The organism is Streptomyces sp. NPDC001816, assembly GCF_042892235.1.
Classification (GTDB): Bacteria; Actinomycetota; Actinomycetes; order Streptomycetales; family Streptomycetaceae; genus Streptomyces.
Genome location: NZ_JBIATY010000001.1, coordinates 1123072 through 1147278, shown reverse-complemented (window position 1 = coordinate 1147278; position 24207 = coordinate 1123072). Strand labels below are relative to the sequence as shown.

At 70.6% G+C, this 24207-nt stretch carries 18 protein-coding genes, 1 tRNA gene and 5 pseudogenes; 11 read left to right on the top strand and 13 right to left on the bottom strand.

What is annotated here, in order from left to right; all coding sequences use genetic code 11:
* Window positions 1–5: 5 nt before the first annotated feature.
* Window positions 6–1322 carry an ABC transporter substrate-binding protein gene (locus ACFYZZ_RS05230; RefSeq protein WP_389171725.1) on the bottom strand — a complete coding sequence of 439 codons (1317 nt, stop codon included), beginning with the start codon at window positions 1320–1322 and terminating at the stop codon, window positions 6–8.
* Window positions 1323–1522: 200 nt separating this feature from the next.
* On the opposite strand from ACFYZZ_RS05230, the gene ACFYZZ_RS05225 reads away from it, so the two are divergent.
* Window positions 1523–2812 (top strand): ROK family protein, encoded by a 1290-nt coding sequence (locus ACFYZZ_RS05225; protein WP_389171722.1) that lies wholly within the window; start codon window positions 1523–1525, stop codon window positions 2810–2812.
* Window positions 2813–3042: 230 nt separating this feature from the next.
* Here ACFYZZ_RS05225 and ACFYZZ_RS05220 read toward each other — a convergent pair whose 3' ends face one another.
* The 3 genes from ACFYZZ_RS05220 to ACFYZZ_RS05210 all read right to left on the bottom strand — a co-directional run bounded on the left by ACFYZZ_RS05220 (window position 3043) and on the right by ACFYZZ_RS05210 (window position 7592).
* Window positions 3043–3876: a class II glutamine amidotransferase gene (locus ACFYZZ_RS05220; protein ID WP_389171720.1), complete on the bottom strand. Its 834-nt coding sequence runs from the start codon at window positions 3874–3876 to the stop codon at window positions 3043–3045.
* Between the two features lie 310 nt (window positions 3877–4186).
* On the bottom strand, window positions 4187–6244 hold the full coding sequence (gene fusA, locus ACFYZZ_RS05215) for an elongation factor G (protein WP_389171717.1): 2058 nt from the start codon (window positions 6242–6244) through the stop codon (window positions 4187–4189).
* A 376-nt stretch (window positions 6245–6620) separates the two neighbouring features.
* A complete protein-coding gene (locus ACFYZZ_RS05210) occupies window positions 6621–7592 on the bottom strand; it encodes a nucleotidyl transferase AbiEii/AbiGii toxin family protein (protein WP_389171714.1) in 972 nt (323 codons plus the stop codon).
* A gap of 244 nt (window positions 7593–7836) precedes the next feature.
* On the opposite strand from ACFYZZ_RS05210, the gene ACFYZZ_RS05205 reads away from it, so the two are divergent.
* Window positions 7837–9054, top strand: coding sequence for an Ig-like domain-containing protein (locus ACFYZZ_RS05205; RefSeq protein WP_389172043.1), 1218 nt, complete (start codon window positions 7837–7839; stop codon window positions 9052–9054).
* An 88-nt stretch (window positions 9055–9142) separates the two neighbouring features.
* Here the strand turns inward: ACFYZZ_RS05205 and ACFYZZ_RS05200 are convergent.
* From ACFYZZ_RS05200 to ACFYZZ_RS05190, 3 genes and pseudogenes are all read right to left on the bottom strand, one after another.
* Window positions 9143–9268 (bottom strand): annotated as a pseudogene (locus ACFYZZ_RS05200) (transcriptional regulator); the annotation flags it as partial.
* A gap of 11 nt (window positions 9269–9279) precedes the next feature.
* Complete coding sequence (locus tag ACFYZZ_RS05195; protein WP_389171711.1) at window positions 9280–10533, bottom strand: FAD-dependent monooxygenase; 1254 nt, start codon at window positions 10531–10533, stop codon at window positions 9280–9282.
* An 18-nt stretch (window positions 10534–10551) separates the two neighbouring features.
* Complete coding sequence (locus ACFYZZ_RS05190) at window positions 10552–11406, bottom strand: alpha/beta fold hydrolase (RefSeq protein ID WP_389171708.1); 855 nt, start codon at window positions 11404–11406, stop codon at window positions 10552–10554.
* Window positions 11407–11483: 77 nt separating this feature from the next.
* Between ACFYZZ_RS05190 and ACFYZZ_RS05185 the strand changes: the two are divergent.
* Window positions 11484–12305: pseudogene (locus tag ACFYZZ_RS05185) on the top strand (helix-turn-helix domain-containing protein); the annotation flags it as partial.
* 70 nt (window positions 12306–12375) lie between these two features.
* Here the strand turns inward: ACFYZZ_RS05185 and ACFYZZ_RS05180 are convergent.
* A tRNA-Leu gene (locus ACFYZZ_RS05180) sits at window positions 12376–12463 on the bottom strand.
* 223 nt (window positions 12464–12686) lie between these two features.
* On the opposite strand from ACFYZZ_RS05180, the pseudogene ACFYZZ_RS05175 reads away from it, so the two are divergent.
* The 3 genes and pseudogenes from ACFYZZ_RS05175 to ACFYZZ_RS05165 form a co-directional block, all read left to right on the top strand.
* A pseudogene (locus tag ACFYZZ_RS05175) lies at window positions 12687–12962 on the top strand (MFS transporter); the annotation flags it as partial.
* 142 nt (window positions 12963–13104) lie between these two features.
* Window positions 13105–14334 carry a low temperature requirement protein A gene (locus ACFYZZ_RS05170; RefSeq protein ID WP_389171706.1) on the top strand — a complete coding sequence of 410 codons (1230 nt, stop codon included), beginning with the start codon at window positions 13105–13107 and terminating at the stop codon, window positions 14332–14334.
* A gap of 107 nt (window positions 14335–14441) precedes the next feature.
* On the top strand, window positions 14442–14735 hold the full coding sequence (locus ACFYZZ_RS05165) for a YciI family protein (protein ID WP_389172040.1): 294 nt from the start codon (window positions 14442–14444) through the stop codon (window positions 14733–14735).
* A gap of 35 nt (window positions 14736–14770) precedes the next feature.
* Here ACFYZZ_RS05165 and ACFYZZ_RS05160 read toward each other — a convergent pair whose 3' ends face one another.
* Window positions 14771–15448 carry a GntR family transcriptional regulator gene (locus ACFYZZ_RS05160; protein WP_389171703.1) on the bottom strand — a complete coding sequence of 226 codons (678 nt, stop codon included), beginning with the start codon at window positions 15446–15448 and terminating at the stop codon, window positions 14771–14773.
* 142 nt (window positions 15449–15590) lie between these two features.
* Window positions 15591–16538 (bottom strand): beta-ketoacyl-ACP synthase III, encoded by a 948-nt coding sequence (locus tag ACFYZZ_RS05155; RefSeq protein ID WP_389171700.1) that lies wholly within the window; start codon window positions 16536–16538, stop codon window positions 15591–15593.
* A 303-nt stretch (window positions 16539–16841) separates the two neighbouring features.
* Here ACFYZZ_RS05155 and ACFYZZ_RS05150 point away from each other — a divergent pair.
* The 3 genes and pseudogenes from ACFYZZ_RS05150 to fdhD form a co-directional block, all read left to right on the top strand.
* Window positions 16842–17635 (top strand): annotated as a pseudogene (locus tag ACFYZZ_RS05150) (2-dehydropantoate 2-reductase); the annotation flags it as partial.
* Window positions 17604–18010: pseudogene (locus tag ACFYZZ_RS05145) on the top strand (4Fe-4S binding protein); the annotation flags it as partial. The pseudogenes ACFYZZ_RS05150 and ACFYZZ_RS05145, both read left to right, overlap by 32 nt.
* A gap of 7 nt (window positions 18011–18017) precedes the next feature.
* Window positions 18018–18866, top strand: coding sequence for a formate dehydrogenase accessory sulfurtransferase FdhD (fdhD, locus tag ACFYZZ_RS05140; protein ID WP_389171698.1), 849 nt, complete (start codon window positions 18018–18020; stop codon window positions 18864–18866).
* 250 nt (window positions 18867–19116) lie between these two features.
* Here fdhD and ACFYZZ_RS05135 read toward each other — a convergent pair whose 3' ends face one another.
* The gene (locus ACFYZZ_RS05135; protein WP_389171695.1) at window positions 19117–19644 is read right to left on the bottom strand and encodes an isochorismatase family protein; all 528 of its coding nucleotides are present in this window, start codon (window positions 19642–19644) and stop codon (window positions 19117–19119) included.
* 19 nt (window positions 19645–19663) lie between these two features.
* Entirely contained in the window at window positions 19664–20101 is a 438-nt protein-coding gene (locus tag ACFYZZ_RS05130) for a MarR family winged helix-turn-helix transcriptional regulator (RefSeq protein ID WP_389171692.1), read from the bottom strand.
* Between the two features lie 120 nt (window positions 20102–20221).
* Between ACFYZZ_RS05130 and ACFYZZ_RS05125 the strand changes: the two genes are divergently transcribed.
* Window positions 20222–21139, top strand: a complete 918-nt coding sequence (locus ACFYZZ_RS05125) for a zinc-binding alcohol dehydrogenase family protein (protein ID WP_389171690.1) — start codon at window positions 20222–20224, stop codon at window positions 21137–21139.
* A gap of 127 nt (window positions 21140–21266) precedes the next feature.
* Window positions 21267–23141, top strand: coding sequence for an exo-alpha-sialidase (locus ACFYZZ_RS05120; RefSeq protein WP_389171687.1), 1875 nt, complete (start codon window positions 21267–21269; stop codon window positions 23139–23141).
* Here ACFYZZ_RS05120 and ACFYZZ_RS05115 read toward each other — a convergent pair.
* Window positions 23082–24125, bottom strand: a complete 1044-nt coding sequence (locus ACFYZZ_RS05115; protein ID WP_389172038.1) for a bile acid:sodium symporter family protein — start codon at window positions 24123–24125, stop codon at window positions 23082–23084. The genes ACFYZZ_RS05120 and ACFYZZ_RS05115 overlap by 60 nt on opposite strands.
* Window positions 24126–24207: the final 82 nt, after the last annotated feature.

Genomic DNA, 24207 nt, shown 5'->3' with positions numbered 1-24207 from the left:
CGTGCTCAGGCCGCCGGCATCTGCTGCTGGGCCTTCTCCAGCTTGGCCTTGACGGAGTCGGTGGTCACCGCGCGTCCGGCGGCGGCGTCGGCGAACAGCTCCTTGACGGCCGTGCCGACCGTCGTCTCGAACTGCGACTCGGCGGGGACCTGCGGCAGCGCGGCCGCGCTGGTGGCGAGGGTGTTCTTCAGCACGGCGTTGGACGGGGAGTTGAACGCGGCGTCCTCCTGGGCGGCCTTCACCGGCGGGATCGAGCTGTAGGCCGTGTTGAGGGTCTTCTGCTCGTCGTCGCTGGTCATGAACTTCACGAACTTCGTGGCGCCGTCGAGGTTGTGGCTGTTCTTGAAGACCGCGATGTTGATGCCGGCGACCATCGAGTTGGTCTGGGCGCCGGCGCCGGGGGTGCCGGACTGCACGGGCACGGGGGCGATGCCGTAGGCGTCCTCGCTCATGCCCTGGGACTTGAGGTTGGCGGAGGCGGACTGCCACAGCAGGATGGCCTGCTTGCCCTTGGCGAAGTCGCTGACGGACTGGTTCTGCGCGTACTCGGCGTCGCCGGTCGGGATGACCTTGTCCTTGGCCATCAGGTCGACGTACTGCTTGACCGCGTCGACCACCTTGGGGTTGGTGAAGTCCGGCTTGCCGTCGGCGGTGAAGAAGTCGGCGCCGTGCTGCTTGGCGAAGACGAAGGTGTGGTGGATGTTCTCCGACACGTTCGAGCCCTCGGCACCGAGGACCGACCTGCCCTTCGCCTTGATCTTCTTGCCGTCGGCGATCAGCTCGTCCCAGGTGGCCGGGGGCTTGGAGATGCCGGCATCGGCGAAGATCTGCTTGTTGTAGTAGAGCGCGTACGCCATCGAGTACAGCGGTACGGCGGCCGGGTCCTTGCCCTGGGCGCCCGTGGATCCGAGCGCGGACTCGACGAACCGGTCCTTGCCGCCGATCTTGTCGAAGTTCTTGGCGTCCCACGGCAGCAGCGCGCCGGTCGCCTGCAGGGAGGCGCTCCAGGTGTTGCCGATGTTCAGCACGTCCGGGCCCTGACCGGACGTGGTCGCCGTCAGAATCCGGTTGAGCAGATCGGACCAGGGCACGACCTCCAGCTTCACCTTGATCCCGGTCTGCTTCTCGAACTTGTCGAGTTCGGGCTGGAGGACCTTCTTGTCGACGGCGATACTGGCGCCCTGGTTGGAGGCCCAGTAGGTCAGCGTCTTCGGCGAGTCGTCGGACCCGCTGCCGCTGGACGAACCGCCTCCGCAGGCCGTGGCCGCGAGAGCGAGAGACATGGTGACGGCGCCTACGGCCGCGGCTCGGATGCTGCGCATGGCTCCAGGTGTCCCTTTCCGGGAGTCGAGAACCCCGAGGGGCTCGCGGAGGCCGATACCCGTTCGACCCTCGAAGCCAGCCAGCCCCTCATGGCTTAATTTAGGATGTGAGTTAAACCTCAAGAGAATCGCTCGTCAAGGGATCCGGCAACGGCATCCGCTCCGGCGGGCCACAAATTTGCGCGAACCAGGGAGGTCGGGTGGCAGGGCTGGGCGGCCGTACGGTGCGTGACCTGCGGCGGGAGAGCCGGAGCGCCGTTCTGCAACGGTTGTATTTCGACGGCCCGATGAGCCGGCACGCGCTCGGCCCGGCGACCGGGCTCAGTTCGGGCTCCGTCAGCAACGTCGTGGCCGAACTCCTCGCCGACGGCCTGGTGGAGGAGGCGGGCATCGTCGACTCCGACGCCGGCCGCCCGCGCCGACTGCTGCGGATACGACCGGACAGCGGCCGGCTCATCGGGGTCGACGTCGGCGAGACCCGGGTACGTGTGGAGCTGTTCGACCTCGGACTACGCGAACTCGCCCGCGCGGAACGCCCGTTGGGCCCACGCGGATACGACGTCGACGCCGTCGTCGGCCATGTGCACGAGGGCATGGCCGAGGTGTTCCGTACGGCCGCGCTCACCCCCGACGACCTCCTTGGCGTCGGCATCGGCGTGCCCGGCATCATCGAGGACGCGGGCGAGCAGGGCGCCGTCGTCCACGGCCAGACGATCGGCTGGGACGCGGTCCCACTGGAGCGACGACTCCGCCTGACCGGCCAACTCCCCTCTCACATCCCCTACTTCATCGACAACGGCGCCAAGACCCTGGGCCAGGCCGAGATGTGGTTCGGCGCGGGCCGCGGCGCCCGCAACGCCGTGGTCGTCCTTTTCGGCTCCGGAGTCGGCGCCTGCGTGGTCACCGAGGAGGCAGCCCAGGGACGGGCGGTGGAGTGGGGACATCTGACGGTACGGGTCGGCGGGCGCCGGTGCCGGTGCGGTGCCGGGGGCTGCCTGGAGGCGTACGCGGGCGCGGAGGCGCTGGTCGCACGCTGGCAGGAGGCAGGCGGGCAACCGTCGCCCGGGGCAGGCGAAGAGAGGGCCCTGACCGAACTGCTCGCCGCCGCCCGCCCCTCGAACGACAGCACGCCCGACCCGGTGGCGGCGGCCGTCCTGGCCGAGACGGCCGAGTACCTGGGCGCCGGCCTGTCCGACCTGATCAACCTCTTCCAGCCCGAACGCGTCCTGATCGGCGGCTGGGCGGGCCTCCAACTCGGCGGCGCCTTCCTGGACGAGGTCCGCGCCCACGCCCTCGCGCAGGCACTCCGCTTCCCCGCGGGCCGGGTCGGCATCGAACTGGGCCGGCTCGGACCGGACGCGGTCACCGTGGGGGCGGCGGTGCTTCCGCTGGCGGCGTTCTTCGCCCGGGGCGGGCAACGGCCGCGGCCCGCGGAGCGGCCGGTGAAGGCACCGGCTTGGCGGGCGGCGGTGGATGGACGGCTGGCGTGAGGGGTCCGGCGGCGCATGTCCGAGCCGACGCTTGTCCGAGCCGACGCACGTCCGATCCGGCACCTGCCTGGGCAGTCGCTGGTCCGGGCTCCGTACCGGTGCCGGCCGGACAGGTGGCGCCCCCGGTCGGCAGCGGTACGGAGCCCGTCGGTGACGGCTGATGGCGCCGAGCATGAGCCTGTTGCCCGCAAGCTCTCCGCCCGGCTCGGTCTGCACGCCGGGGGCATCCGTCAGGGAACCTCGGGCCGGAAGTCCTGCAGCACATCTTCGCCCGGCTGGACGATGCCATAGGTGTCGGCCGGTACCTCGTTCCAGGCGCCGGGCAGATCACCCAGTGGTTCCGACACCACCAGGCGGGTCTCGTCCGAGACGTCCCGCAGGAAAGTGGCGTCGGGGTGCAGCGCCCGCAGGTCGTCCACCCTGCTGCTGTAGTACAGCGATCTCGGCGTGCCCTCGCTGGCGTACCGGAAGGCCAGGACCCGCTCCCCGTCGGCCACCGCGACCGTCATCTGCATGGGGGACGGCACCCCGTGCTCCCGTCCGACTCGCTCGACGAAGCCGGTCATACGGGCGACGCCCCCCACCGGATCTTCGTCCAGCCCGAACGTCAGCGCCAGATAGAACATCACCTCGGAGTCCGTGGTGCCCTCGATCGAAGGGAAGAGCGCCGGGTCGACGGCGAGCACGAGATCCCGGCGGAGTTCGTGGAATCCGGCGATCGAGCCGTTGTGCATCCACATCCAGCGACCGTGGCGGAACGGGTGGCAGTTGGTCTGCTGTACCGCGGTACCGGTGGAGGCTCGGATGTGGGCGAAGAACAGGGGTGAGCGGACATGCTCCGCGATCTCGTGGAGATTGCGGTTGTTCCAGGCCGGTCCGATGTCGTGGATCACGGCCGGGGTGGGGGTGTGATCCTCGTACCAGCCGATGCCGAAGCCGTCGCCGTTGGTCGTCTCGACGCCCATGCGTGCGTGCAGGCTCTGGTCGATCAGCGAGTGTTGCGGGCGGTACAGGACCTCGTCGAGTACGAGGGGCGTACCCGAGTAGGCAAGCCAACGGCACATGGCTCACGCCCCCCGTACGGGGTCCCGAGCGGCCACGCCACTCGCGCCCCTTCCGACCTCGGTCATGCTGTCCTCGGTCATGTCACCTCACGCCTTCCGGGCCACGGACCAGCGGTTTCCTGTCCGTGGACCAGCGGTTTCCTGTCCGTCTTCCACCTCATCCGGCTCCCGGGGTGAGCGCATCGCCCGGCGCGGGTGATTTCCCGGCCGGCCGAGGGCGGCCCGGGGACCGAGGAGCCCTCACTGGCTGCCTCGGTCCCCGGGCGACCTGTCGATCCGGCGACCTGTCGATCCGCAGCGAGCCTGCCGACTACCGAGCCGGTGCCGGCTGCTGCGCCGGCGCGTAACCCGCCGGCCGGGTGGTGAACGTGCCCCGCCCCTGGGTCCGGCTGCGCAACCGAGTCGCATAGCCGAACAGTTCGGCCAGCGGCACAGTGGCGGTCAGCACCGCCGAGCCACCCCGGCTCTCGGACCCGTTGACCCGCCCGCGCCGAGCGGCCAGGTCACCGAGCACTCCGCCGACCGCGTCCTCCGGCACGGTGACCGTAACCTCGGCCACCGGTTCCAGCAGGGCCACCGCGCAGGCACGCAGCGCCTCGCGCAGTCCCAGCCGGCCGGCGGTCCGGAAGGCCATCTCGGAGGAGTCCTTCACATGGGTGGAGCCGTCGGTCAGCGTGACCCGCAGCCCGGTCACCGGATGCCCACCGAGCGGCCCCTCGGCCAGGGCGTCCCGGCAGCCGGCCTCCACGGCCCGCACATACTCCTGCGGCACCCGCCCGCCGACCACGACGGACCGGAACTCGAAGCCGGTGGCCCCGACTTCGGCCCCGAGCGGCTCGACGTCGAGGACGACATGCGCGAACTGCCCGGCACCGCCGTCCTGTTTGACATGCCGGTAGACCAGCCCGCTCACCCCGCGCACGACAGTCTCCCGATGCGCGACCCGCGGACGCCCCACGACGACCTCCGGTCCTTCGGAACGGCGGATCTTCTCCACCGCGACCTCCAGATGCAGCTCGCCCATCCCGGACAGTACGGTCTGCCCGGTCTCGTCGTCGGTGCGCACCACCAGCGAGGGGTCCTCCTCCGCCAGCCGCGCGAGCGCGGTCGCCAGCCGTCCGGTGTCGGTGCTGCGGCGCGCCTCGACGGCGACGGACACCACGGGCTCGGCGACCACGGGCGCCTCCAGGAGCAGCGGGGCGCCGGGATCGCAGAGGGTCGAACCGGCCCGCGCCGACTTCAGGCCCGCGAGCGCGACGATGTCACCGGCGACCGCCCGGTCCAGCTGGACGTGCCGGTCCGCCATGACCCGCAGGATCCGCGCCACCCGCTCGGTGCGCCCGGTGCCGGGGTCCCACACGGTGTCTCCCCTCTCGATCGTGCCCGAGTAGACGCGCACGCAGGTCAGGCGCCCGATGCCGGCCGCGTTCACCTTGAACGCGAGGGCAGCGAACGGTGCTTCTGGGTCGGCGGGCCGCCGCTGTTCGGTGTCGCCGTGGACACCGCGTACGGCGGGCACGTCCAGCGGCGAGGGCAGGTAGGCCACCACCGCGTCCAGCAGCGGTTCGATGCCGCGGTTGCGGTAGGCGGAGCCGCACAGTACGACGACACCGTCGCCGGTGCGGGTGAGGTCCCGGAGGGCGGCGGCCAGGGTCGGCTCGGACAGAGCGGACTCTGCGCAGAACTCCTCCAGCGCGGCCGGATGCACCTCGGCCACCGCCTCCTCCAGCACCCGACGCCGCCGCAGAGCCTCCTCCGCCAGCGTCTCGGGAACCGGCCCCTCCGCCGCCGTACCGCCACCGCCGTCCCAGACCAGGGAGCGCATGCGCACCAAGTCGACCACGCCGGTGAAGCCGCCCTCGGCCCCGATCGGCAACTGGACGACGAGCGGGGCAGGATGCAGCCGCTCCCGGATCGAGTCGACGGCCCGGTCGAGGTCGGCGCCCGCGCGGTCCAGCTTGTTGACGAAGGCGATTCTCGGCACACCGTGCCGGTCGGCCTGCCGCCACACCGACTCGCTCTGCGGCTCGACGCCGGCGACGGCGTCGAAGACGGCGATCGCCCCGTCGAGGACGCGCAGCGAACGTTCGACCTCGTCGGCGAAGTCGACGTGGCCCGGGGTGTCGATGAGGTTGATGCGGTGGCCGTCCCAGCCGCAGCTGACGGCGGCGGCGAAGATGGTGATGCCACGGTCGCGTTCCTGCGGGTCGAAGTCGGTGACGGTGGTGCCGTCGTGGACCTCGCCGCGCTTGTGCGTGGTTCCCGTCGCGTACAGGAAGCGCTCGGTGACGGTGGTCTTGCCGGCGTCGACGTGGGCGAGGATGCCGAGGTTGCGGACGGTGGCGAGGGTGTTGAGGTTGGTACGCACGGCCCATGGCCTTTCTGAGGATCAGGAAAAAGGGGCAGCGCGATTTCCCGTGCTCGATTTCCCGTGCTCAGGAGCAGACGGACCCGGCCCGGCCACCCGCCACCGGGCGTGCGTGGGCTGTGCCGTGTGAGCTGGTGGTGAACCGGGTCAGAGCGTCGTCACGGGCATCCGGTGCCGGCCGCGCAGCGGGCACCGGACGGACGAGGACACCAGGATCACCTCGGACCGCGACGGGGGGACGACGACGGCGGTACGGTCACGCACGGCCCGGCTCCCCTCGGTGTCAGTGGTCACGAAACACGCGGCCGAGATGTGTCAACGCCGCGCGATGCAGGGTGAGTCTAGGGAAACCGGTCAGGAACCGAGTACCGATTTTTCACGCGCCGATCGATCCCAGGGCCCGGGCGAGCCGCCACAGCCACTCCTGCGCCGTGCCCCGCACCCACGGGTGCTTCTCCTGGAACCCGGCCCAGTCCACATCCCACCGCACCACCGCGGCCGGGCGGAGAGCGTCCGCCTCCCGGCACGCCGCACGACGGAAGACCGACCTCAGCAGGCGCGGCGTCAGGGACGCCCCCTCCCCCTCGGCGAGAAGCACCGCGTCGTACAGATCCTTGCCCTGCGCCCGGCCTTCGTCCCGGCTGTCGGTGTGCAGCCACAGCAACTTCCAGGCGAGGGACAGCTCCCGGCCGGCGGTCCGCACCGCGGTGGGCGCTCCCCCGTCGCCGCGCGGTATCAGGGTCCACACCGGGGGCTCGGGAAGCAGTTCGTCGCGGGCGAAGTCCAGCCGTACCTCGCCGGCGGGCACCCCTTCTCTCTGCCAGGGAATGAGCAGCCGTACCCCTGGTGTGTCGTACTCCGTGTACGTCCACGTGCCGTCCACGCGCGCCTTCGCCGCGTCGAGGAACACACCCGGGGCCGCCCACGGCCGCTGCGCCACGCGTTCGAGCAGGTCCAGGTACGGGGGGCCGGATTCCACCACGTCCTCGTCGGACAGCCAGCGCAGGCCCTCGGGTGGGAGGACGGGCCGCTGTCCGGCGGTGTCGAACTCCTCGTACGTCCACATCTCGTACCGAGCCGCGCCGTCGGCGGCCTCCGGCCACTGCTGCACCGTGTCGAGGGCGTCGACGTACGGATACGGGTCCAGCGCATCGACCCCGGCGGCGTGCTCCAGGACCACCCAGTCGAGATCGGCGGGCTCGCGCGCCGCGGCTCCCACCCAGGCCGGCATGACCATGCTTCCGCGCAGGACCAGGCTTCCGCTCCAGGGAGCGTCCGCGATCAGACCCAGCACATGATCCAGAGCCGCACGCCGGCTCACCGACTCTTCGTCTCGCTCCCCGTTCACGGGGCAGACCGTAGCGTCCGCCACTGACAGCGGGGGGTGAGGAGAGCACCACGAGCACCGAGCGCACTGAGAGCACCCACGCCGCGTGGAATTCGCCACAATTCACTCCCTTAAGGAGGGATGAATGCGTAAAAGTAGTTCTTTGATGCCGGTTGCACTCCTCCGGTAACCAGCTCCAGGGATTCAACGATCAGTGGCATGGGAGAAGCGTTTGATCACGGTACGTAAGCGACGCATCGGGCTGATGGCTACGGCCGGCGTATTCGGCGGCGTGCTCGCACTCACGGCGATGGGCGGTACCAGCAACGCTGCCACCAGTGACAACGACCCCGGGAACCCTCCGAAACCGCAGACGCAGGCAGATCAGAAGGCCGCCCAGGACGCCCAGGACGCTTCCGACGCCCGAATAATGATCACGTCCGGGGCAGGTGCTTACAACGTCGGGATCAACGGCCCCGTCAAGGTCACCGTCAGCGACGGGAAGCTCACCAAGGTGACCATGACCGCCGTCGCGACCGGTGCCGAGATTCCGGGCACCATGTCCGCGGACGGCACGTCCTGGAAGCCGAACGGCCAACTGGAGCGGGCCACCCGCTATCAGGTCGCCGCAGAGGCCGTGGACGCCAAGGGCCGCTCCGTCACCGGGTACGCCGCGATCTCCACGGTCTCCGCGGCCAACGACTTCATCGGGCATCTCTCCCCCGAGAACGGCTCGACCGTCGGCGTGGGCATGCCGGTGACGGTCCGCTTCGACAAGGCGATCAGCGACAAGGCCGCTGTGGAGTCGGAGATCCAGGTCAGCTCCAGCAGCGGGCAGCGGGTCGTCGGTCACTGGTTCAACGACAACCGCCTGGACTTCCGCCCCCAGAACTACTGGAAGCCCGGCTCCACCGTCACCGTCAAGCTCACCCGTCAGGGCATCCAGAAGACGGTCATGTTCAAGATCGGCCGGAGCCAGATCAGCACCGTCGACGCCAAGACGAAGGAGATGACCGTCGTACGGGACGGCAAGACGATCAAGACCATCCCGATCTCGTCCGGCAGCCCCGAGCACCCGACGTACAACGGTCAGATGGTCATCTCCGAGAAGTTCCGGCACATCCACATGAACGGTGCGACCGTCGGCCTCACGGAGAAGGACGGCAAGCCCTCGTACGACATCAAGGCCGTGCCGCACGCCATGCGCCTGACCGACTCTGGCACGTTCATCCACGGCAACTACTGGGGTGCCGACTCGGTCTTCGGCAAGGTCAACACCAGCCACGGCTGCGTGGGCCTGAAGGACGTCAGGGGCGGCGGCAACGACAGGCTGCCCGCCGCGTGGTTCTTCGACAACTCGATGATCGGTGACGTCGTGATCGTCAAGAACTCCGACGACAAGACCGCGCTGGCCCCGGGCAACGGCCTCAGCGACTGGAACATGCCGTGGGCCGAGTGGGTCTCGGGCAGCGCGACCGGCTGACGTCACGCCCCTCCACGCAGCTGAACCTGAATCCCTTCCGCCAGGCGGCGGCCGACACCATGTAGGCCGCCGCCTGCGGCGTCAGGCTCAGGGAACGTGCCGCAGCTCCCCGCGCGACCCCCTGCGAAGGCTGCTCAAAGGCTCGGGCGTACAGCTCGACCTGGCTGGGCTGCGTGAGGGCGGCGGCAGCGTCCAGTGTGTCCGCGTGCACCCGGCGAGCACTCCTCACTCCGCCCCGAGGTCGTCTCCGGGACCGCCCCGGCCTCCTGATGCGGCGGGCGACGGCGGGTAGTCGTCGACGGTCACGGAGTTGTAGAGGCGTGCGCTCTTGGTGGTGAGGCGAACGAGGGCGCGGCTGGGGCCCGTGGGCAGGGCGGAGATGAGGCGGGCGCCCTGGGCCAGTCCCCACACGCCGAGGCGGGACGTGGGGATCAGGGTCTTCGCTGCACTCAGCGCGACCGCGCGGCTGCCGTGCACGTGCGCCGCCATCACGCGCTCGTAGGCGGGGAAGGCACGCTCGTGGTCGCCGCCCGCCCGTGCCAGTTCTCCGGCGAGGACGTACGCACCGACGACGGCCAGGGTGGTGCTGCCGCCGACGGCCGGACCGGGGCAGTAGCCCGCGTCGCCGACGAGCGTCACTTTTCCCTGCGACCAGGTGTCCATGTGGAGCTGGGTGATCGAGTCGAAGTAGAACGCCGGGGTGCGGTCGAGTTCGTCCAGCCAACGGTCCACGTCAGGGTGCATGCCGGCGAACGCACCGCGCAGCAGTTCCTTCTGCCGGGGCACATCGCGGTGGTGGTAGTCGAGTTCGCGCTCGCTCCGGAACAGGAACAACGCCCGCGCGTCGCCGAGGTGCCGCGCGCCGTACATGCCGGCGGTGCGGCCGACGCCGACGTGGATGAGCAGCTCGCCGTCGAGGTCGGAGACGTTCGACAGGGTCAGTACCCCGAGGTAGGCCCCGATGAAGGCGGTGAAACGGGACTCCTCGTCGAAGATGAGGCGGCGCACGTTGGAGTGCAGCCCGTCCGCACCGACGACGAGGTCGAAGCGGCGCGGCGCGGCGTTCTCGAACCGCACCTCGCCATCGGGCGAGATCGCGGTGATCGAGTCGCCGAAGACGTACTCGACGTCGTCGCGTGCGGCGTCGTAGTAGATCTCGCTCAGGTCGTCGCGCATGATCTCGACGTGCCGGTCGGAGCTGGCGCCGAAGATCTTGGAGAGGTCCGCCCGGACGGGACGCCGTGAGCCCTCCCGGTGGACAGTCATTCGGTTGGTGCCGGTGGCCCGCTCCTCGATGCGCGGCAGCACGCCCATCTTTTCCGAGACGTTCATCGCGGGCCGGAACAGGTCGACCGCGTGGCCGCCGGTCTTGCGCAGCGCCGGCGCGCGCTCGACGACGGTGACGGAGAAGCCGTGTCTGGTGAGCCAGTAGGCCAGCACCGGTCCGGCGACGCTGGCGCCGGAGACGAGAATCCGCATGGCACCCCTCCTTGTCATTCAGTCCACCCGTACGGCGTGGATCGCGGTGAAGGCCAGCAGGGAGGTGGCGGTCCGCGGCGGATCCTCGAGCAGGGGTGAGTGCCCGAGACCGGGCAGCAGCTCGACCCTTGCGCCCGGAACGGCGCGGTAGTCGGAGGCGGATGAGGATCGCCATCTGCGGTCGTCCTCGCCGAAGATCACCAGCAGCGGCTTGCCCAGGACCGTCAGCCGATCCGGCAGCGCCCGCTGCTCCAGGTAGGAGCGGGTGGCCCGCATCGACATGGTGAGCGAGTGACGGGTCATACCGCGCACGTCGTCCAGGAGCTCTTCTGGGATCTTGTAGCCCGCGCGGCTGAAACCCGTGCTCGAGAATCGCCGGAGCTGCTCGTCGGTCGGCGGCCACTGCGAGAGGCCGATTGCGGCGGACTCCGTTGCGATGAAGGCGTCCAGGCTGGGTCCGGTGTTGATGAGCGCGAGCGCGGTCACCAGGTCGGGTCGCTGTTCGGCGAGGGCGGTGGCGACGACGCCGCCGCTGGAATGACCGACGGCCACGGCGTGCTCGACGCCGAGCCGGTCCAGTACCGCTCCGGCCCGTCGTGCCTGGTCCGGGATCGCGTAGCTGCGGTCGGCCGGTTTCGCCGACCGGCCGTGCCCGAGCAGATCGGTCCGGATGGCGCGGTGAGATCCCGTCAGCAGCGGAACCAGCGGGTCCCACGAGCGGGTCGAGGATGCTGACCCGTGGATGAGCAGGAGTGCGGGGGCGTCGCGGGGGCCGTCCTGGCACACGTAGATGTCGCCGTCGTCCAGCGACAGGGTTGAACTCTCGGTGGTGGCGCCGCCGTTCACGTGCGGATCGCCGTCAGAAGCAGTCATGGGCCCACTGTCGCCGCTGGTCCCCGTCGGCGGATTGGACGAATGTTCCCCTCGGTTGGCTGACGTAGCATGGGATGGTGCAAACGTTCATGCACGGTGCGGCTGTGTGGGACGTCGCATGCCCGCAGCGGCCCAGCCGGGTGGCCGGTGTCACCATGGCCGGATTCCGTGTCCGTGAACTGGACGCGCTTCGGATGGTCCCGCACCCTGCCGTGACGCTGGTCCTGGAGTTCGGCGCCGGCTCGCCCGTCCTTGACTGTGCCCCGGGGCAGCAGCAGCGGGGAAGCATCGTCGCCGGGCCCGGGCTCGGGTCCGGAGGCGCGGTCCGGGCGCGGGGAGAGAACGTCGAGTGCGTGCAGGTGCGCCTGTCCCCGGTGATCGCACGTGCGATTCTGGGTGTCGCCCCCGCTGACCTCGACGGCGCCGTCGTGCCGCTGGGCGACCTGTGGGGCCGGGAGGCGTCCCGGATCCGCGAGCAACTCGGCGATGTCTTGTCCTGGCAGGATCGCTTCGCGTTGACAGACGCACTGCTCGCCCGCCGGCATGAGGCGGGGCCGCCGGTGGACCCGGAGGTGGCCTGGGCCTGGCACCGGATCGTCGTCAGCCGTGGCCTGACCCGGGTCGACGGACTCGCGGCTGAGGTCGGGTGGAGCCGTAAGCGGCTGTGGTCCCGGTTCCGGTCGCAGCTCGGCCTGCCGCCCAAACGCGCCGTGAAGCTGGTCCGCTTCGACCATGCCGCCCACCGCCTGGTCGCGGGTGAAAGCGCGGCCGAAGTCGCGGCCGACACTGGCTACGCCGACCAGTCCCACCTGCATCGGGACGTCATGGCGTTCACCGGGGCAACCCCCGCGACCGTTGCTGGCGAGCCGTTTCTCGCCGTTGACGACATCGCATGGCCCAGCTGCTGTCCGCGCAGGTCACGCCACAGTCCTGAAAAGCAGAAAACCCCTGATCAACAGGGGTCTCAGCTGGTGTCCGAGGGGGGACTTGAACCCCCACGCCCGATAAAGGGCACTAGCACCTCAAGCTAGCGCGTCTGCCATTCCGCCACCCGGACTAGGTGTCTGCCGCCTTGCGGGGGCTGTTCCCCGCGGCGACATGGACAACAATACCAAGGTTTCGGAGCGCGTTTCACCTGCGTATCCGTGCGGTGAGCGGTGGCCGGGGCGCGAGTGTGCGCCCCGGCCGACGGGATGTACGCGGAGTGAGTGCGCGCACACGGAGCGGATGAACGCGGTGGTCAGGGCATGAGCTGATAGTCGGGGAAGTTCCGGGCAGCCGTGACCGCGGGCGTCTCGATCTTCGGGATCTCCTTCCAGGTCGACTACGCCAAGGACCTGGGCTTCGGGCCACTGGTGGCGGCCCCCTCGATGGGTGTCATGGCCGTCATCAACGGCTTCGGCCGTCCCACCGTGGGCTGGCTCTCCGACCGTTACGGCCGCAAGTCCACCCTGGTCTTCGTGGTCGTGATCCTGAGCCTCGCCCTGTTCGGCGTGATCTGGGCCGGTGACATCAAGAGCGAGTGGCTGTTCCTGTTCTTCGCCCTCCTCTCCGGCCGGGCTGCTGCTCCGGCAGCCGGGCGGGACCGGCGGCACGACAGTCTCGGCAGCAGCCTCCTGACGGCTAACTCCTCCCCGCTCACCCGGTGTTCCCCCTCTACGATCTGCTCACCGATCATCGGAGGGGGAACACCGCACCATGAACACGGACACGGACACAGGCACAGGCACGGACACGGACACGGACACCACGCCCGCGCCCGGAGGCACCGAGGAACCAGGACACCGGGTCACCAGCCTGGAACTCTTCTTCGACCTGGTCTTCGTCTTCACACTGACCCAGCTCACCGTGCTGCTGGCACACGACCTGTCGTTCGCCACGGCCGCCCGCGTGGCGCTGATCCTGGTCGTGCTGTTCTGGATGTACGGCGCCTACGCCTACCTCACCAACCAGGTGCCGCCCGACCGCCCGTCGCGGCGCCTGCTGCTGATGCTGGGCATGGGCGCGTTCCTGATCTGCGCGCTGGCGATCCCCCGGGTCTTCGACGACACCGGCGTGGTCTTCGGACTGGGCTTCCTGCTGGTGGTGATCGTGCACACGGCGCTGTACACACGCAGCCACGGCTGGGACTCCATCTGGTACGGCGTCCCGAACGCGCTGGCCGCCCTCTCCGTGACGGCTGCGGGCGGCAGCGACGGCCTCACGGCGGACGGTCTCTGGCTGCTGGCGATCGCCCTGCAGTTCGTGACCCCGTTCGTCGCCGAGCACGGGCCGGGCCGCAGGGACGGACGCAGCGCGGCGACGCTCCGGGTGCAACTGGGCACCCTCGACCCGGCACACTTCGTGGAGCGGCACGGGCTGCTGCTGATCATCGCCTTCGGCGAGTCCGTGATCTCCATCGGCGTCGGCATCGGCGATCTGCCGCTCACGCCGGGCCTGTTCGGCGGCGCGTTCCTGGCGCTGGCGCTCGCCGTCGCGCTGTGGTGGACGTACTTCGTACGCGACGAGGAGGGCGCGGAAGCGGCGTTCCGCGCGACACCGGCACCGCAGCGGTGGCGGCTGGCGATGAACGCGTACTACTACGCCTTCCTGCCCATGCTGCTGGGCATCGCCTTCCTCGCGGCCGGCGTCAAGAAGACCCTCGGCCACCTCACCGAACACCCGCACTGGGGCCCGGCACTGGCCCTGGCGGGCGGCGTGGCCCTGTTCCTGGCCGGCGACGCGGCCTTCCGCGCCACCCTGAACCTCCACCCGATCCGCTACCGCGCCACCGCGTCCCCCCTCGCCCTACTGACCTCCCTACCGGCCACCCACCTCCCGGCCTATGCCGGACTGCTGCTCCTGGTAGCGGTGTTGACGGGGATGCTGGCGGTGGAGTCACGCCGGAGCACGCCAACTCCCGGAGCCGCGCAACCGGCGGACGCCTAGGCCGTGTCCGCATCGCCTGGTCATGGACGAGTTCGGATCGCGCGGTTTGTCTCCCCGACCGCAGAATCCGGTCGTCGTGCGGCACGAAGCTCCACTATGGTCCGAGGATGTTCGTTGTCACCGTGACCTACACAGCACCGCTCGACGAGGTGAATCGGTGGAGACCGGCCCACGGTGAGTGGCTGAATGACCTCATCGCGCGGCGGTTGCTCCTCATGGCCGGCCGTCGGCCGCAGTGGGTCGGCGGTGTCTATGTCGCCCCTGGGATGCAGGCCGAGGAGATCGATCGGCTACTGGCCACCGACCCGTACCTGGTCAACGGCGTTGCGGAGCATCACGTGGTGGAGTTCACGCCGCTGCTGGTGGCAGCCGGCCTGGAGGAGCTCAAGTCCAAGGACTGAGCAGCGCTCATTCTCGCACGCGACGCCGACTGCGCTCAGGACGCGTTCTGTTCGTGGTACGAGCGGCGGGTGTGTTCCGTGTGTTCGCGCATCAGGTGGGTGGCGCGCTGTTCGTCGCGGGCGGTGATCGCTGTTATCAGCTCGCGGTGTTCGGTCCAGGACTGCTTTCCGCGCTGTCGGGCCACCGGGGTGTAGTACCAGCGGACCCGGCGGTCGACCTGCCCGGCCAGTTCGGCGAGGACCGTGTTGCCCGCCAGTTCCATCACCTTGGCGTGGAAGGCCGCGTTGAGGGCGACCGCGCGGTCCACGTCCTCGGCCGCGACCGCCTTCTCACCCTCGGCGCACATCTCCTCCAGGGCGTCGATGCCCGGCTTGTCGGCGTTCTGGGCGGCCAGTCGGGCCGCCTCCGCCTCCAGGAGGGTGCGGACCGTCAGGAGTTGGTCGGCCTCTTCCTGGGTGGGCGAGTGGACGAACGCGCCCTGTGCGGGACGCAGGTCGACCCAGCCTTCGGTGTTGAGCCGCTGCAGCGCCTCGCGGACCGGCTGGCGGGAGACGCCCAGGTGTCCGGCGAGTTCGCTCTCCACGAGGTGCTGGCCGGGCCGCAGCGTGCGCGTGGTGATCAGCTCCAGCAGTGCCTCGTAGACACGGTCGCGCAACGGGCCGGGCCGTTCCAGCTTGGGTACGGCTCCCTGCGGCAGTCCGGTCGACAACATCGGGGTCCCCTCCAGGCTGTTTCCAGTACACGGTGGACTGCCCACTATGGATTGTCTTTCGTCTACAGTCTACGGTGCACAAAAGCCAGACGAAGTGGCAGTTGGGCGCGTCACACCACCCCGTGCGCCCCCGCGGGCGGCGTCACGGGCACCGTACGACCTGCCCCGCGTACGACAGGTTGCCGCCGAAGCCGAACAGCAGGGCCGGGTCGCCGCTGCGGACGGCGCCCTGCTCCAGCAGCTTGGACAGGGCGAGCGGGATGCTGGCCGCGGACGTGTTACCCGATTCGGTGACGTCGCGCGCGACCACGGCGTTGACGGCGCCGAGCTTCTCCGCGAGCGGCTCGATGATGCGCAGATTGGCCTGGTGCAGCACGACCGCGGCGAGATCGGCGGGTGCGACGCCGGCCTTCTCGCAGGCGCGCCGGGCGATGGGCGGCAGCTGGGTGGTGGCCCAGCGGTAGACACTCTGCCCCTCCTGCGCGAACCGCGGCGGCGTGCCCTCGATCCGCACCGCGTTGCCCATCTCCGGCACCGATCCCCACAGCACCGGCCCGATCCCCGGCTCCTGACCCGGCGCGCACGCCTCGACCACGGCCGCCCCGGCCCCGTCGCCGACCAGGACGCAGGTGGTGCGGTCGCTCCAGTCGGTGATCTCGGACATCTTGTCGGCGCCGATCACCAGCGCCCGGGTCGCGGCGCCCGCTCGTACCGTGTGGTCGGCGGTGGCCAGCGCGTGGGTGAAGCCGGCGCAGACGACGTTGACGTCCATCGCGGCCGGCTGCGGGATACCGAGCCGGGCGGCCACCCGGGCGGCGGTGTTCGGGGAGCGGTCGATCGCGGTGGACGTGGCCACCAGCACCAGGTCGATGTCCTGGGCCGTGAGCCCGGCTGCGGCCAGGGCCTTGGCGGCGGCGTGCGCGGCGAGTTCGTCGACCGGCTCGTCCGGGCCCGCGATGTGCCGGGTCCGGATGCCCACCCGGCTGCGGATCCACTCGTCACTGGTGTCGACCATGCCCGCGAGGTCCTCGTTGGTGAGTACCTTCGCGGGCTGATAGTGACCGATGGCGGCGATGCGCGAGCCGTGCATGTGGGGGTTCCCCTCGTTGCCTTGGGTAGCGGGATCCACCAGTCTGATCAGTGACTCACGAGTACGACGGCAGGTGAAGCCACAGGAATCGGGCGCGCCAGTTGTCGGCTTCCCTCAGCGGAAACGCTCCAGGCCGTCGCCCGAACCCTTGCCGCAATCTCCTCCATACTGTAGACAATATTTCGTCGACAGGATTCAGTCGTCGTTTCCTCATCCTCTCCCCAAGTCCCCGACAGTCCGTCAGGCTCCGGATCCTTGTCCCCCCACCTCCGCGGTATCCCTCAAACCGAACGGAGTGCTCCCGTGAAAGTCGCAGTCCTCGGCGCCGGTGCGATCGGCGCCTACGTCGGTGCCGCGCTCCACCGCGCGGGCGCCGACGTGCACCTCATCGCCCGTGGACCGCATCTCGCGGCCACGAGGCAGTACGGAGTACGGGTGCTCAGCCCGCGCGGCGACTTCACCGCGCACTCCCACGCCACCGACGACCCGGCGGAGGTCGGCCCGGCCGACTTCGTCCTCCTGGGCCTGAAGGCCAACGCGTACGCGGTGTGCGGGCCGCTGACACTCCGCTGCTGCACGAGCGCACGGCGGTGGTGGCCGCCCAGAACGGCATCCCGTGGTGGTACTTCCACCGGCACGGCGGCCCCTACGACGGCCACCGCGTCGAGAGCGTCGACCCGGGCGGCGCCGTCAGCGCCGTCCTCGCGCCCGAACGGGCCGTCGGCTGCGTCGGCCACGCCGCGACCGAACTCCAGTCGCCGGGCGTCGTACGGCACTTGGAGGGCACCCGGTTCTCCGTCGACGAGCCCGACCGCAGCATCTCGGCACGCTGCCTGGACTTCAGCGAGGCGATACAGGCCGGCAGCCTGAAGTGCCCGGTGGAGCAGGACCTGCGCGGCGACATCTGGGTCAAGCTGCTCGGCAACATCTCCTTCAACCCGATCAGCGCGCTGGCCCGCGCCACGATGGGGCAGATGTGCCTGCACGGCGGCACCCGCCAGGTCATCGAGACGATGATGCGCGAGACCCTGGCCGTGGCCGAGGCGCTGGGCTGCCGGGTCGGGGCTGCTCGCCTCCTCGGTCGACTTGTCGACCACTCCGCGGGCCGCCGAGTGGATCAAGGAGTACGAGGCGAAGCCGGACCGCTTCGACGCCCGGATCGCCGTCGAGCACGAGGCGCCGCTGACCGACTCGGCCTGTGTGTACTGCGGGAACTGCATCGAGGTGTGCCCGACGGGGGCGCTGTCGTTCAGGTCGGAGTTCGACATGCGGGCGGCGGGTACCTGGGACGAGTCGAAGCAGTCGGAGACGACCACGGTGTGCGCGTACTGCGGAGTGGGCTGCAACCTCACGCTCCATGTGCAGGACAATGAGATCGTGAAGGTCACCTCACCGCGCGACAGTCCGGTGACCACGGCAATCTCTGCATCAAGGGCCGTTTCGGCTACCAGCACGTACAGAACCGGGGCTGATCAGGACATGGGACGAGTCACGGAACGACGCAAGGTCCTCCGCATCCGGGACGGGGTTGTCTCGACCCGGCCGGATACGCTCGTCGCCGAGGAACCCCTGGAGATCCGGCTGAACGGCAAGCCGCTCGCGATCACCATGCGCACGCCGGGTGACGACTTCGCGCTGGCGGCGGGGTTCCTGGTGAGCGAGGGTGTGCTGGCCACCGCGTCCGATCTGCAGAACATCGTGTACTGCGCCGGGGCGACGGTGGACGGTTCGAACACGTACAACGTGGTCGACGTGCGGACCGCCCCGGACGTCGTCCTGCCCGACTTCACCCTGGAACGGAACGTCTACACCTCGTCCTCGTGCGGGTTGTGCGGCAAGGCCAGCCTGGACGCCGTACGCACCACCGCGCGCTGGCCGATCGCCGACACTCCCCCGGTCCGGGTCACCCCCGAACTGCTGGCGAGCCTCCCCGACCGGCTGCGGGCGGCCCAGCGGGTGTTCGACCGGACCGGGGGGCTGCACGCGGCCGCCCTGTTCACCGAGGACGGGGAGCTGCTGGACATACGGGAGGACGTGGGCCGGCACAACGCGGTCGACAAGCTGGTCGGGCGGGCGCTGCAGAACGACGGTCTGCCGCTGTCCCGGACGATTCTGCTGGTCTCCGGCCGGGCCTCGTTCGAACTGGCGCAGAAGGCGGTGATGGGGGGGATCCCGGTGCTGGCGGCGGTGTCGGCGCCCTCCTCGCTGGCGGTGGACCTGGCCGCCGAGACGGGCCTGACCCTGGTGGGTTTCCTGCGGGGCGGCTCGATGAACGTGTACGCGGGTGCGGACCGCGTCGCCCTGCGTGCCGCGGCCGCCCAGGGCTGACCGGTCCCCGCGGCACGGCGGCGGGGCCCCGACCGGCGGGGAGCGCCCCCTGCGCCTTCGGGGTCCCGCTGTGTCCTTTGGCTCCGTTCACCTCCGGGGGCGCCTCAGCCGGTGTCGAGACGGCGATCGTGCTCAGCGCTTCGCGCCTCCGCGCGTTCGCCGTCTCGACACCGGCGCGCCCCCTACGGTTCTCTTCGCGGCCGACGCGTCGGCACAGCGGGAGTTGGTGGGCCCTTGCCGTTGGCAGGGGTCAGCCGTTGGTGAAGCTCAGCTCCCGAGCTCTCGTCACCGTGCCCAGCCTCGGGAAGTCCAGCCGGACCGACGCCTCGTGCTCAGCTGCCGTGAACGCGGCCATGGCGTCCTCGACGAAGACGAGGTCGTAGCCGAGGTCGGCGGCGGCGCGGGCGGTGGACTCGACACCGAGGTTGGTGGCGATGCCGCCGAACAGCAGGGTGCGGATGCCGCGTTCGCGCAGCCGCTCGTCCAGGCCCGTGCCCTGGAAGCCGCCGATGGTGCGCTTGACGATCTCCAGGTCGCCGTCCCTGGCCAGCCCCGCCGCCAGCCCGCTGCCGGGCGGCTGTTCGGCGACGGCGGGGCGTTCGACCCTGATCAGGACGACGAGTGCGCCGGCGGCGCGGAAGGCGGCCGCCAACTCCTCGGCGGTGGCGAGCACTTCGGTGCCTTTGCGGGGTTCCAGGGGCAGCGCGACGATGCGGTCCATCAGATCGACGAGGACGAGGGCGGTGCGCTGCGGATCGAGCACGGGAGCTGCGGTCATGACGGAACGTTAGCCGTCATCAGCCGTCCGTGCCGGAAATCCGGATCAACAGGCCCATGAACTGATCGCGTTCTGCCGTCGACAGCGGGGCGAGCAGTTCGTCGTTGGCCTCGCGGGCGGCCTTCTCGCAGCGGGTGAGCAGGCGGGCGCCGTCGCCGGTGAGGGACACGGCGTTCTTGCGCCGGTCCTTGGGGTCGGGGGCGCGCACGACGAGGCCGGCGGACTGCAGGTCGTTGAGGACGCCGACCAGGTCCTTGGGGTCGAGGCCCACGCCGCGGCCGAGGTCGGCCTGGGCGACGGGGGCGAGGTCACGGACGGCGGAGAGCACCACGTGGTGCCACATCTTCATGCCCTCGGCCGCGAGCGCGTCGGCGACCAGGGAGCGGCCGCGGGCGGCGGCCCGGCCGAGGAGCCAGCTGGGCAGGGCGCGGATCGCGGGGAGGGGTGCTTCGGCCATATGTGCACCCTACCGAAGAATCATTGGACTTCCCAACGATCCCCCGCTACCGTTGGGCCTCCCAACGAATTCATGGGTGTTCCCAACGACCCAACGACCACCCCGCTCCTGGAGGTTGCGATGCGCCGCGTCCGGTACGAGTCCACCGGCGGCCCCCTGTTCCTGGAGGAGGCACCCGTCCCCGAGCCCGGCCCCGGGGAACTACTGGTGCGCTGCGAGGCGGTCGGTGTCACCCTGCCCGTCGTCCGCAAGGTCACCGAGGCCGCCGAACCGATCCCGCTGGGCGGCGAGATCGCCGGTGAGGTGGTGGCCGTGGGCGAGGGCGTGACCCGTTTCCGCCCGGGCGAGCGGGTCACCGGGCTGTGCTTCGGCCACGGGTACGCCGACTTCGCCCTGCTGCACGAGGCCATGGCCTCCCCCGTACCCGACGGCGCCACCTGCGTCGACGCGGTCGCGCTGGTGCGCGGCGGACTGGTGGCGCTCGGCGCGCTGGAGTCCGCGCGCCTCGTCCGGGGAGAGGCGGTCCTGGTCACGGCCGCGGCCAGCGGGGCCGGGCAGCTCGCGGTGCAGCTGGCGCGCGCACGGGGCGCGGGCCGGGTGGTGGGCGCCGTGTCCGATCCGGCCAAGGCGGACTTCGTCCGCTCGCTGGGCGCGGACGACTGTGTCCGGTACGCCGACGACAGCTGGGGCGAGCCGGTCGACTGTGTCCTGGACGCGGTCGGCGGTGATCTGCTCACCCCCGCGCTCGCCGCACTCGCCCCGCACGGCCGGTTGGTCGCCTACAGCTCGGGCGGCGGCACGATCCAGGCGTACGACCTGCTGGTCGGTGCCAAGTCGGTGATCGGCTTCCAGATGGCGCTGATCGCCCGCGGCCGGCCGGAGCTGTACGAGAAGTGGCGGCAGGAGCTGTGGCAGCTGTTCGCCGACGGCGTCCTGAAGCCCGCCGTGCACGGCGAGTTCGCTCTGGAGGACGCGGCGAAGGCGCACGAGGCGATCGAGTCGCGGAGCAACCTCGGCAAGGTGGTGCTGCGCCCGTGAGCCCGCTGAAGTAGCTGCACGCTTCTTGTGAGGCACCGGAGGCCCCAACTACCGTCTGATACGCGCATGTTGGACGTCGGATGTCCGGATGTCCACATGTCTCGACGCATGAAGGGCAGGTCGCGCCATGCCGTCAGGAATCCGCACCCGGCTGAGAAACTGCCTGGCCGCCGCCCTCACGGCGGCCGCTCTGCTTGTACTGCCGCACCCGGCACACGCCCAACCCGCCGCCGATCCCCCCGAGTTCGAGCAGCAGGTCCTCTTCAAGGCGTCGCAGGACCCCGGCTACGCCTGCTTCCGGATACCGGCGATCGTGCGGACGACCGACGGCACGCTGCTGGCGTTCGCCGAGGGCCGGGTCCTCAACTGCGGGGATGCGGCCGACATCGACCTCGTGGTCAAGCGCTCCACCGACGGCGGCCGCACCTGGGGCCCGCTGCAGGTGGTCAACGAGGGCGCGGGCGACACCCACGGCAACCCGGCGCCGGTCGTGGACCGCGAGACCGGCCGGATCTGGCTCGCTCAGACGTACAACACCGGCCGCAAGGACGGCGCCAGTTGCTCGGTGCCCTGCGACCGCAGCCCGCATCTGCAGTACAGCGACGACGACGGGGTGACCTGGTCCGAGCCGCGCGATCTGAGCCCCGAGATCCTGCCCGCCGACTGGAACTCCTGGTATGCGACCGGTCCCGTGCACGGCATCCAGCTCACCCACGGCCGCTACGCCGGCCGGCTGGTCTTCGGCGTCAACACCGAGACGTGGGACGGCAGCCGGGTCAGCGCCAACCACGCCGCGCTGATCGTCAGCGACGACCACGGCGGCCACTGGCGGATCGGCGCCACCGACACCTGGCCGATCGGCGCCGACGGCACCTTCCGGCAGAAGCCCTCCGAACTCACCCTCGCCGAACGCACGGACGGCTCGGTCCTGGTCAGCGGCCGGGAGCAGGACGGCACCGACCTCGGCCACCGCACGCAGGCCGTCAGCCGGGACGGCGGCGGCAGCTTCGCCGCGCCCTTCCGCGACCTGCCGGACCTCTACACCCCGCAGGTGCAGGGCTCGATGCTGCGCGTCGGCGACCGCATCCTGCTGGCCTGCCCCGCCGACCCCGACCGGCGCCGCACGATGATGATCCGCTCCTCCTACGACGGCGGCCGCACCTGGGACAGCGTGGACCGCGGCACGGTCGTCACCACGGACTGGTCCGGCTACTCCGACCTGGTGCGCGTCGACCACGACACGGTGGGCCTGATGTACGAGGGCGGCGCGGTCGACGCGCGCGACGAGATCCGCTTCGCCCGCTTCACCGAGGACTGGCTCGCCCCGCGCCGCGGCCCCGACCCGCACACCGCCGACCTCGCCCCGCACGCCCGACCGGCCACGGTGCTCGGCGACACCGAGGAGACCGACGGCGTGTTCGACGGGGCGCTGGAGTTCGACGGCACCGACGACGCCGTGCGCCTGCCGTACCGCCCCGGGCTTCCGCTCGGCTCCGGGGACTTCACCGCTTCCCTGTGGTTCCGGTACGCGGCCACGACCGGCGAGCAGCCGCTGCTCTGGATGGGGGGCATCGGCACCACCCAGCCGCAGGTGTGGGTGCGCGGCGAGCCGGCGAACCACCGTGTGCAGGGGCTGATCACCGTACGGAACGGTGCGGCGGCTCCGCAGACCGCCTTCGTACGCACGGACACCGCGTACAACGACGGTCAGTGGCACCACGCCGTCCTCAGGCGCGGCGGAGGCCTGCTGTCGCTGTCCGTCGACGGTACGCAGTCCGCCGTCGCCGACGTGCCGGGTTCGGTCAGCCGCAACTCGCCCTTCGGAGTGCACCTCGGCCAGCGCATGGACAGCCGGGCTTTCTTCACCGGAGCGATCGACGAGGTCCACGTCTGGGACCGTGCCCTGACCGACGAGGAGCTGTCCGACCCGAAGGTCCAGCGGTCACCGAAGGACACGGTCCTGTGGCTGCCCCTCGATCGCGTGAGCGGAGGAGACTCCTGACCCCAGGGCGGACTCGTCCAGGTCGTGGGAGCGCCGCTTGGCGATGACCGCGCACACCATCAGCTGCATCTGGTGGAAGAGCATCAGCGGCAGCACGGCCAGGGAGGCGTGGGCGCCGAACAGAACGCTCGCCATCGGCAGTCCGGAGGCGAGGGACTTCTTCGACCCGGCGAACTGGATGGCGATCCGGTCCTCCCGGCCGAAGCCGAGCGCCCGGCCGCCGTACCAGGTCAGGACCAGCATGACGGCCAGCAGGACGGCCTCGACGCCGAGCAGTGCGGCCAGCCGGACGGGGCTGACCCGGTGCCAGATGCCCCGGGTCATGCCCTCGCTGAACGCGGTGTAGACGACCAGCAGGATCGAGCCGCGGTCGACCAGGCCGAGGACCTTCTTGTGCCGGGCGACGAAGCCGCCGATCCACGGACGCAGCACCTGCCCGGCCAGGAACGGCACCAGCAGCTGGAGCACGATCTTCACCACGGAGTCCGCGGAGAACCCGCCGCCGTCGTTGCCCAGCAGCCCGGCCGCCAGCAGCGGGGTGACGAGGATGCCGACCAGCGAGGAGAACGAGCCCGCGCAGATGGCGGCAGGCACGTTTCCGCGGGCGATCGACGTGAACGCGATCGACGACTGGATCGTGGACGGCACCAGGGTGAGGAACAGCAGCCCCTGGTACAGCGGCTGGGTCAGCACCACCGGCACCAGGCCGCGGGCGGCGACGCCGAGCACCGGGAAGATGACGAAGGTGCAGGCCAGGACGGTGACGTGGAGCCGCCAGTGCCTCAGGCCGTCCAGCGCCTCACGGGTGGAGAGCCGGACGCCGTAGAGGAAGAACAGGAAGGCGATCGCGGCCGTGGACGCCCCGGAGGCCACGTCGGCGCCCGTACCCCGGGCCGGGAGGAGCGCCGCGAGGCCCACCGTGCCGAGCAACAGCACGATGTACGGGTCGATCGGCATCCAGCTCGGCCAGCGCAGGCGTTTCACGGTGCTCCACTTGCAGTTCGTCACGTACGTGCAGGAGCCCGGAGGGCCCCTCTCCATGGTCCTCTCCCCGGCACCGATCGGG

Excerpts from the sequence above, each read along its gene's own strand:
- ACFYZZ_RS05190 (WP_389171708.1), bottom strand. The coding sequence starts at position 11,406 with ATGACTGCTTCTGACGGCGATCCGCACGTGAACGGCGGCGCCACCACC.
- fdhD (WP_389171698.1), top strand. The coding sequence starts at position 18,018 with ATGGGACGAGTCACGGAACGACGCAAGGTCCTCCGCATCCGGGACGGG.
- ACFYZZ_RS05125 (WP_389171690.1), top strand. The coding sequence starts at position 20,222 with ATGCGCCGCGTCCGGTACGAGTCCACCGGCGGCCCCCTGTTCCTGGAG.
- ACFYZZ_RS05220 (WP_389171720.1), bottom strand. The coding sequence starts at position 3,876 with ATGTGCCGTTGGCTTGCCTACTCGGGTACGCCCCTCGTACTCGACGAG.
- ACFYZZ_RS05155 (WP_389171700.1), bottom strand. The coding sequence starts at position 16,538 with ATGCACGGCTCGCGCATCGCCGCCATCGGTCACTATCAGCCCGCGAAG.
- ACFYZZ_RS05230 (WP_389171725.1), bottom strand. The coding sequence starts at position 1,322 with ATGCGCAGCATCCGAGCCGCGGCCGTAGGCGCCGTCACCATGTCTCTC.
- ACFYZZ_RS05120 (WP_389171687.1), top strand. The coding sequence starts at position 21,267 with ATGCCGTCAGGAATCCGCACCCGGCTGAGAAACTGCCTGGCCGCCGCC.
- ACFYZZ_RS05135 (WP_389171695.1), bottom strand. The coding sequence starts at position 19,644 with ATGACCGCAGCTCCCGTGCTCGATCCGCAGCGCACCGCCCTCGTCCTC.
- ACFYZZ_RS05130 (WP_389171692.1), bottom strand. The coding sequence starts at position 20,101 with ATGGCCGAAGCACCCCTCCCCGCGATCCGCGCCCTGCCCAGCTGGCTC.
- ACFYZZ_RS05170 (WP_389171706.1), top strand. The coding sequence starts at position 13,105 with ATGAACACGGACACGGACACAGGCACAGGCACGGACACGGACACGGAC.
- ACFYZZ_RS05165 (WP_389172040.1), top strand. The coding sequence starts at position 14,442 with ATGTTCGTTGTCACCGTGACCTACACAGCACCGCTCGACGAGGTGAAT.
- ACFYZZ_RS05195 (WP_389171711.1), bottom strand. The coding sequence starts at position 10,533 with ATGCGGATTCTCGTCTCCGGCGCCAGCGTCGCCGGACCGGTGCTGGCC.
- ACFYZZ_RS05160 (WP_389171703.1), bottom strand. The coding sequence starts at position 15,448 with ATGTTGTCGACCGGACTGCCGCAGGGAGCCGTACCCAAGCTGGAACGG.
- ACFYZZ_RS05205 (WP_389172043.1), top strand. The coding sequence starts at position 7,837 with ATGGCTACGGCCGGCGTATTCGGCGGCGTGCTCGCACTCACGGCGATG.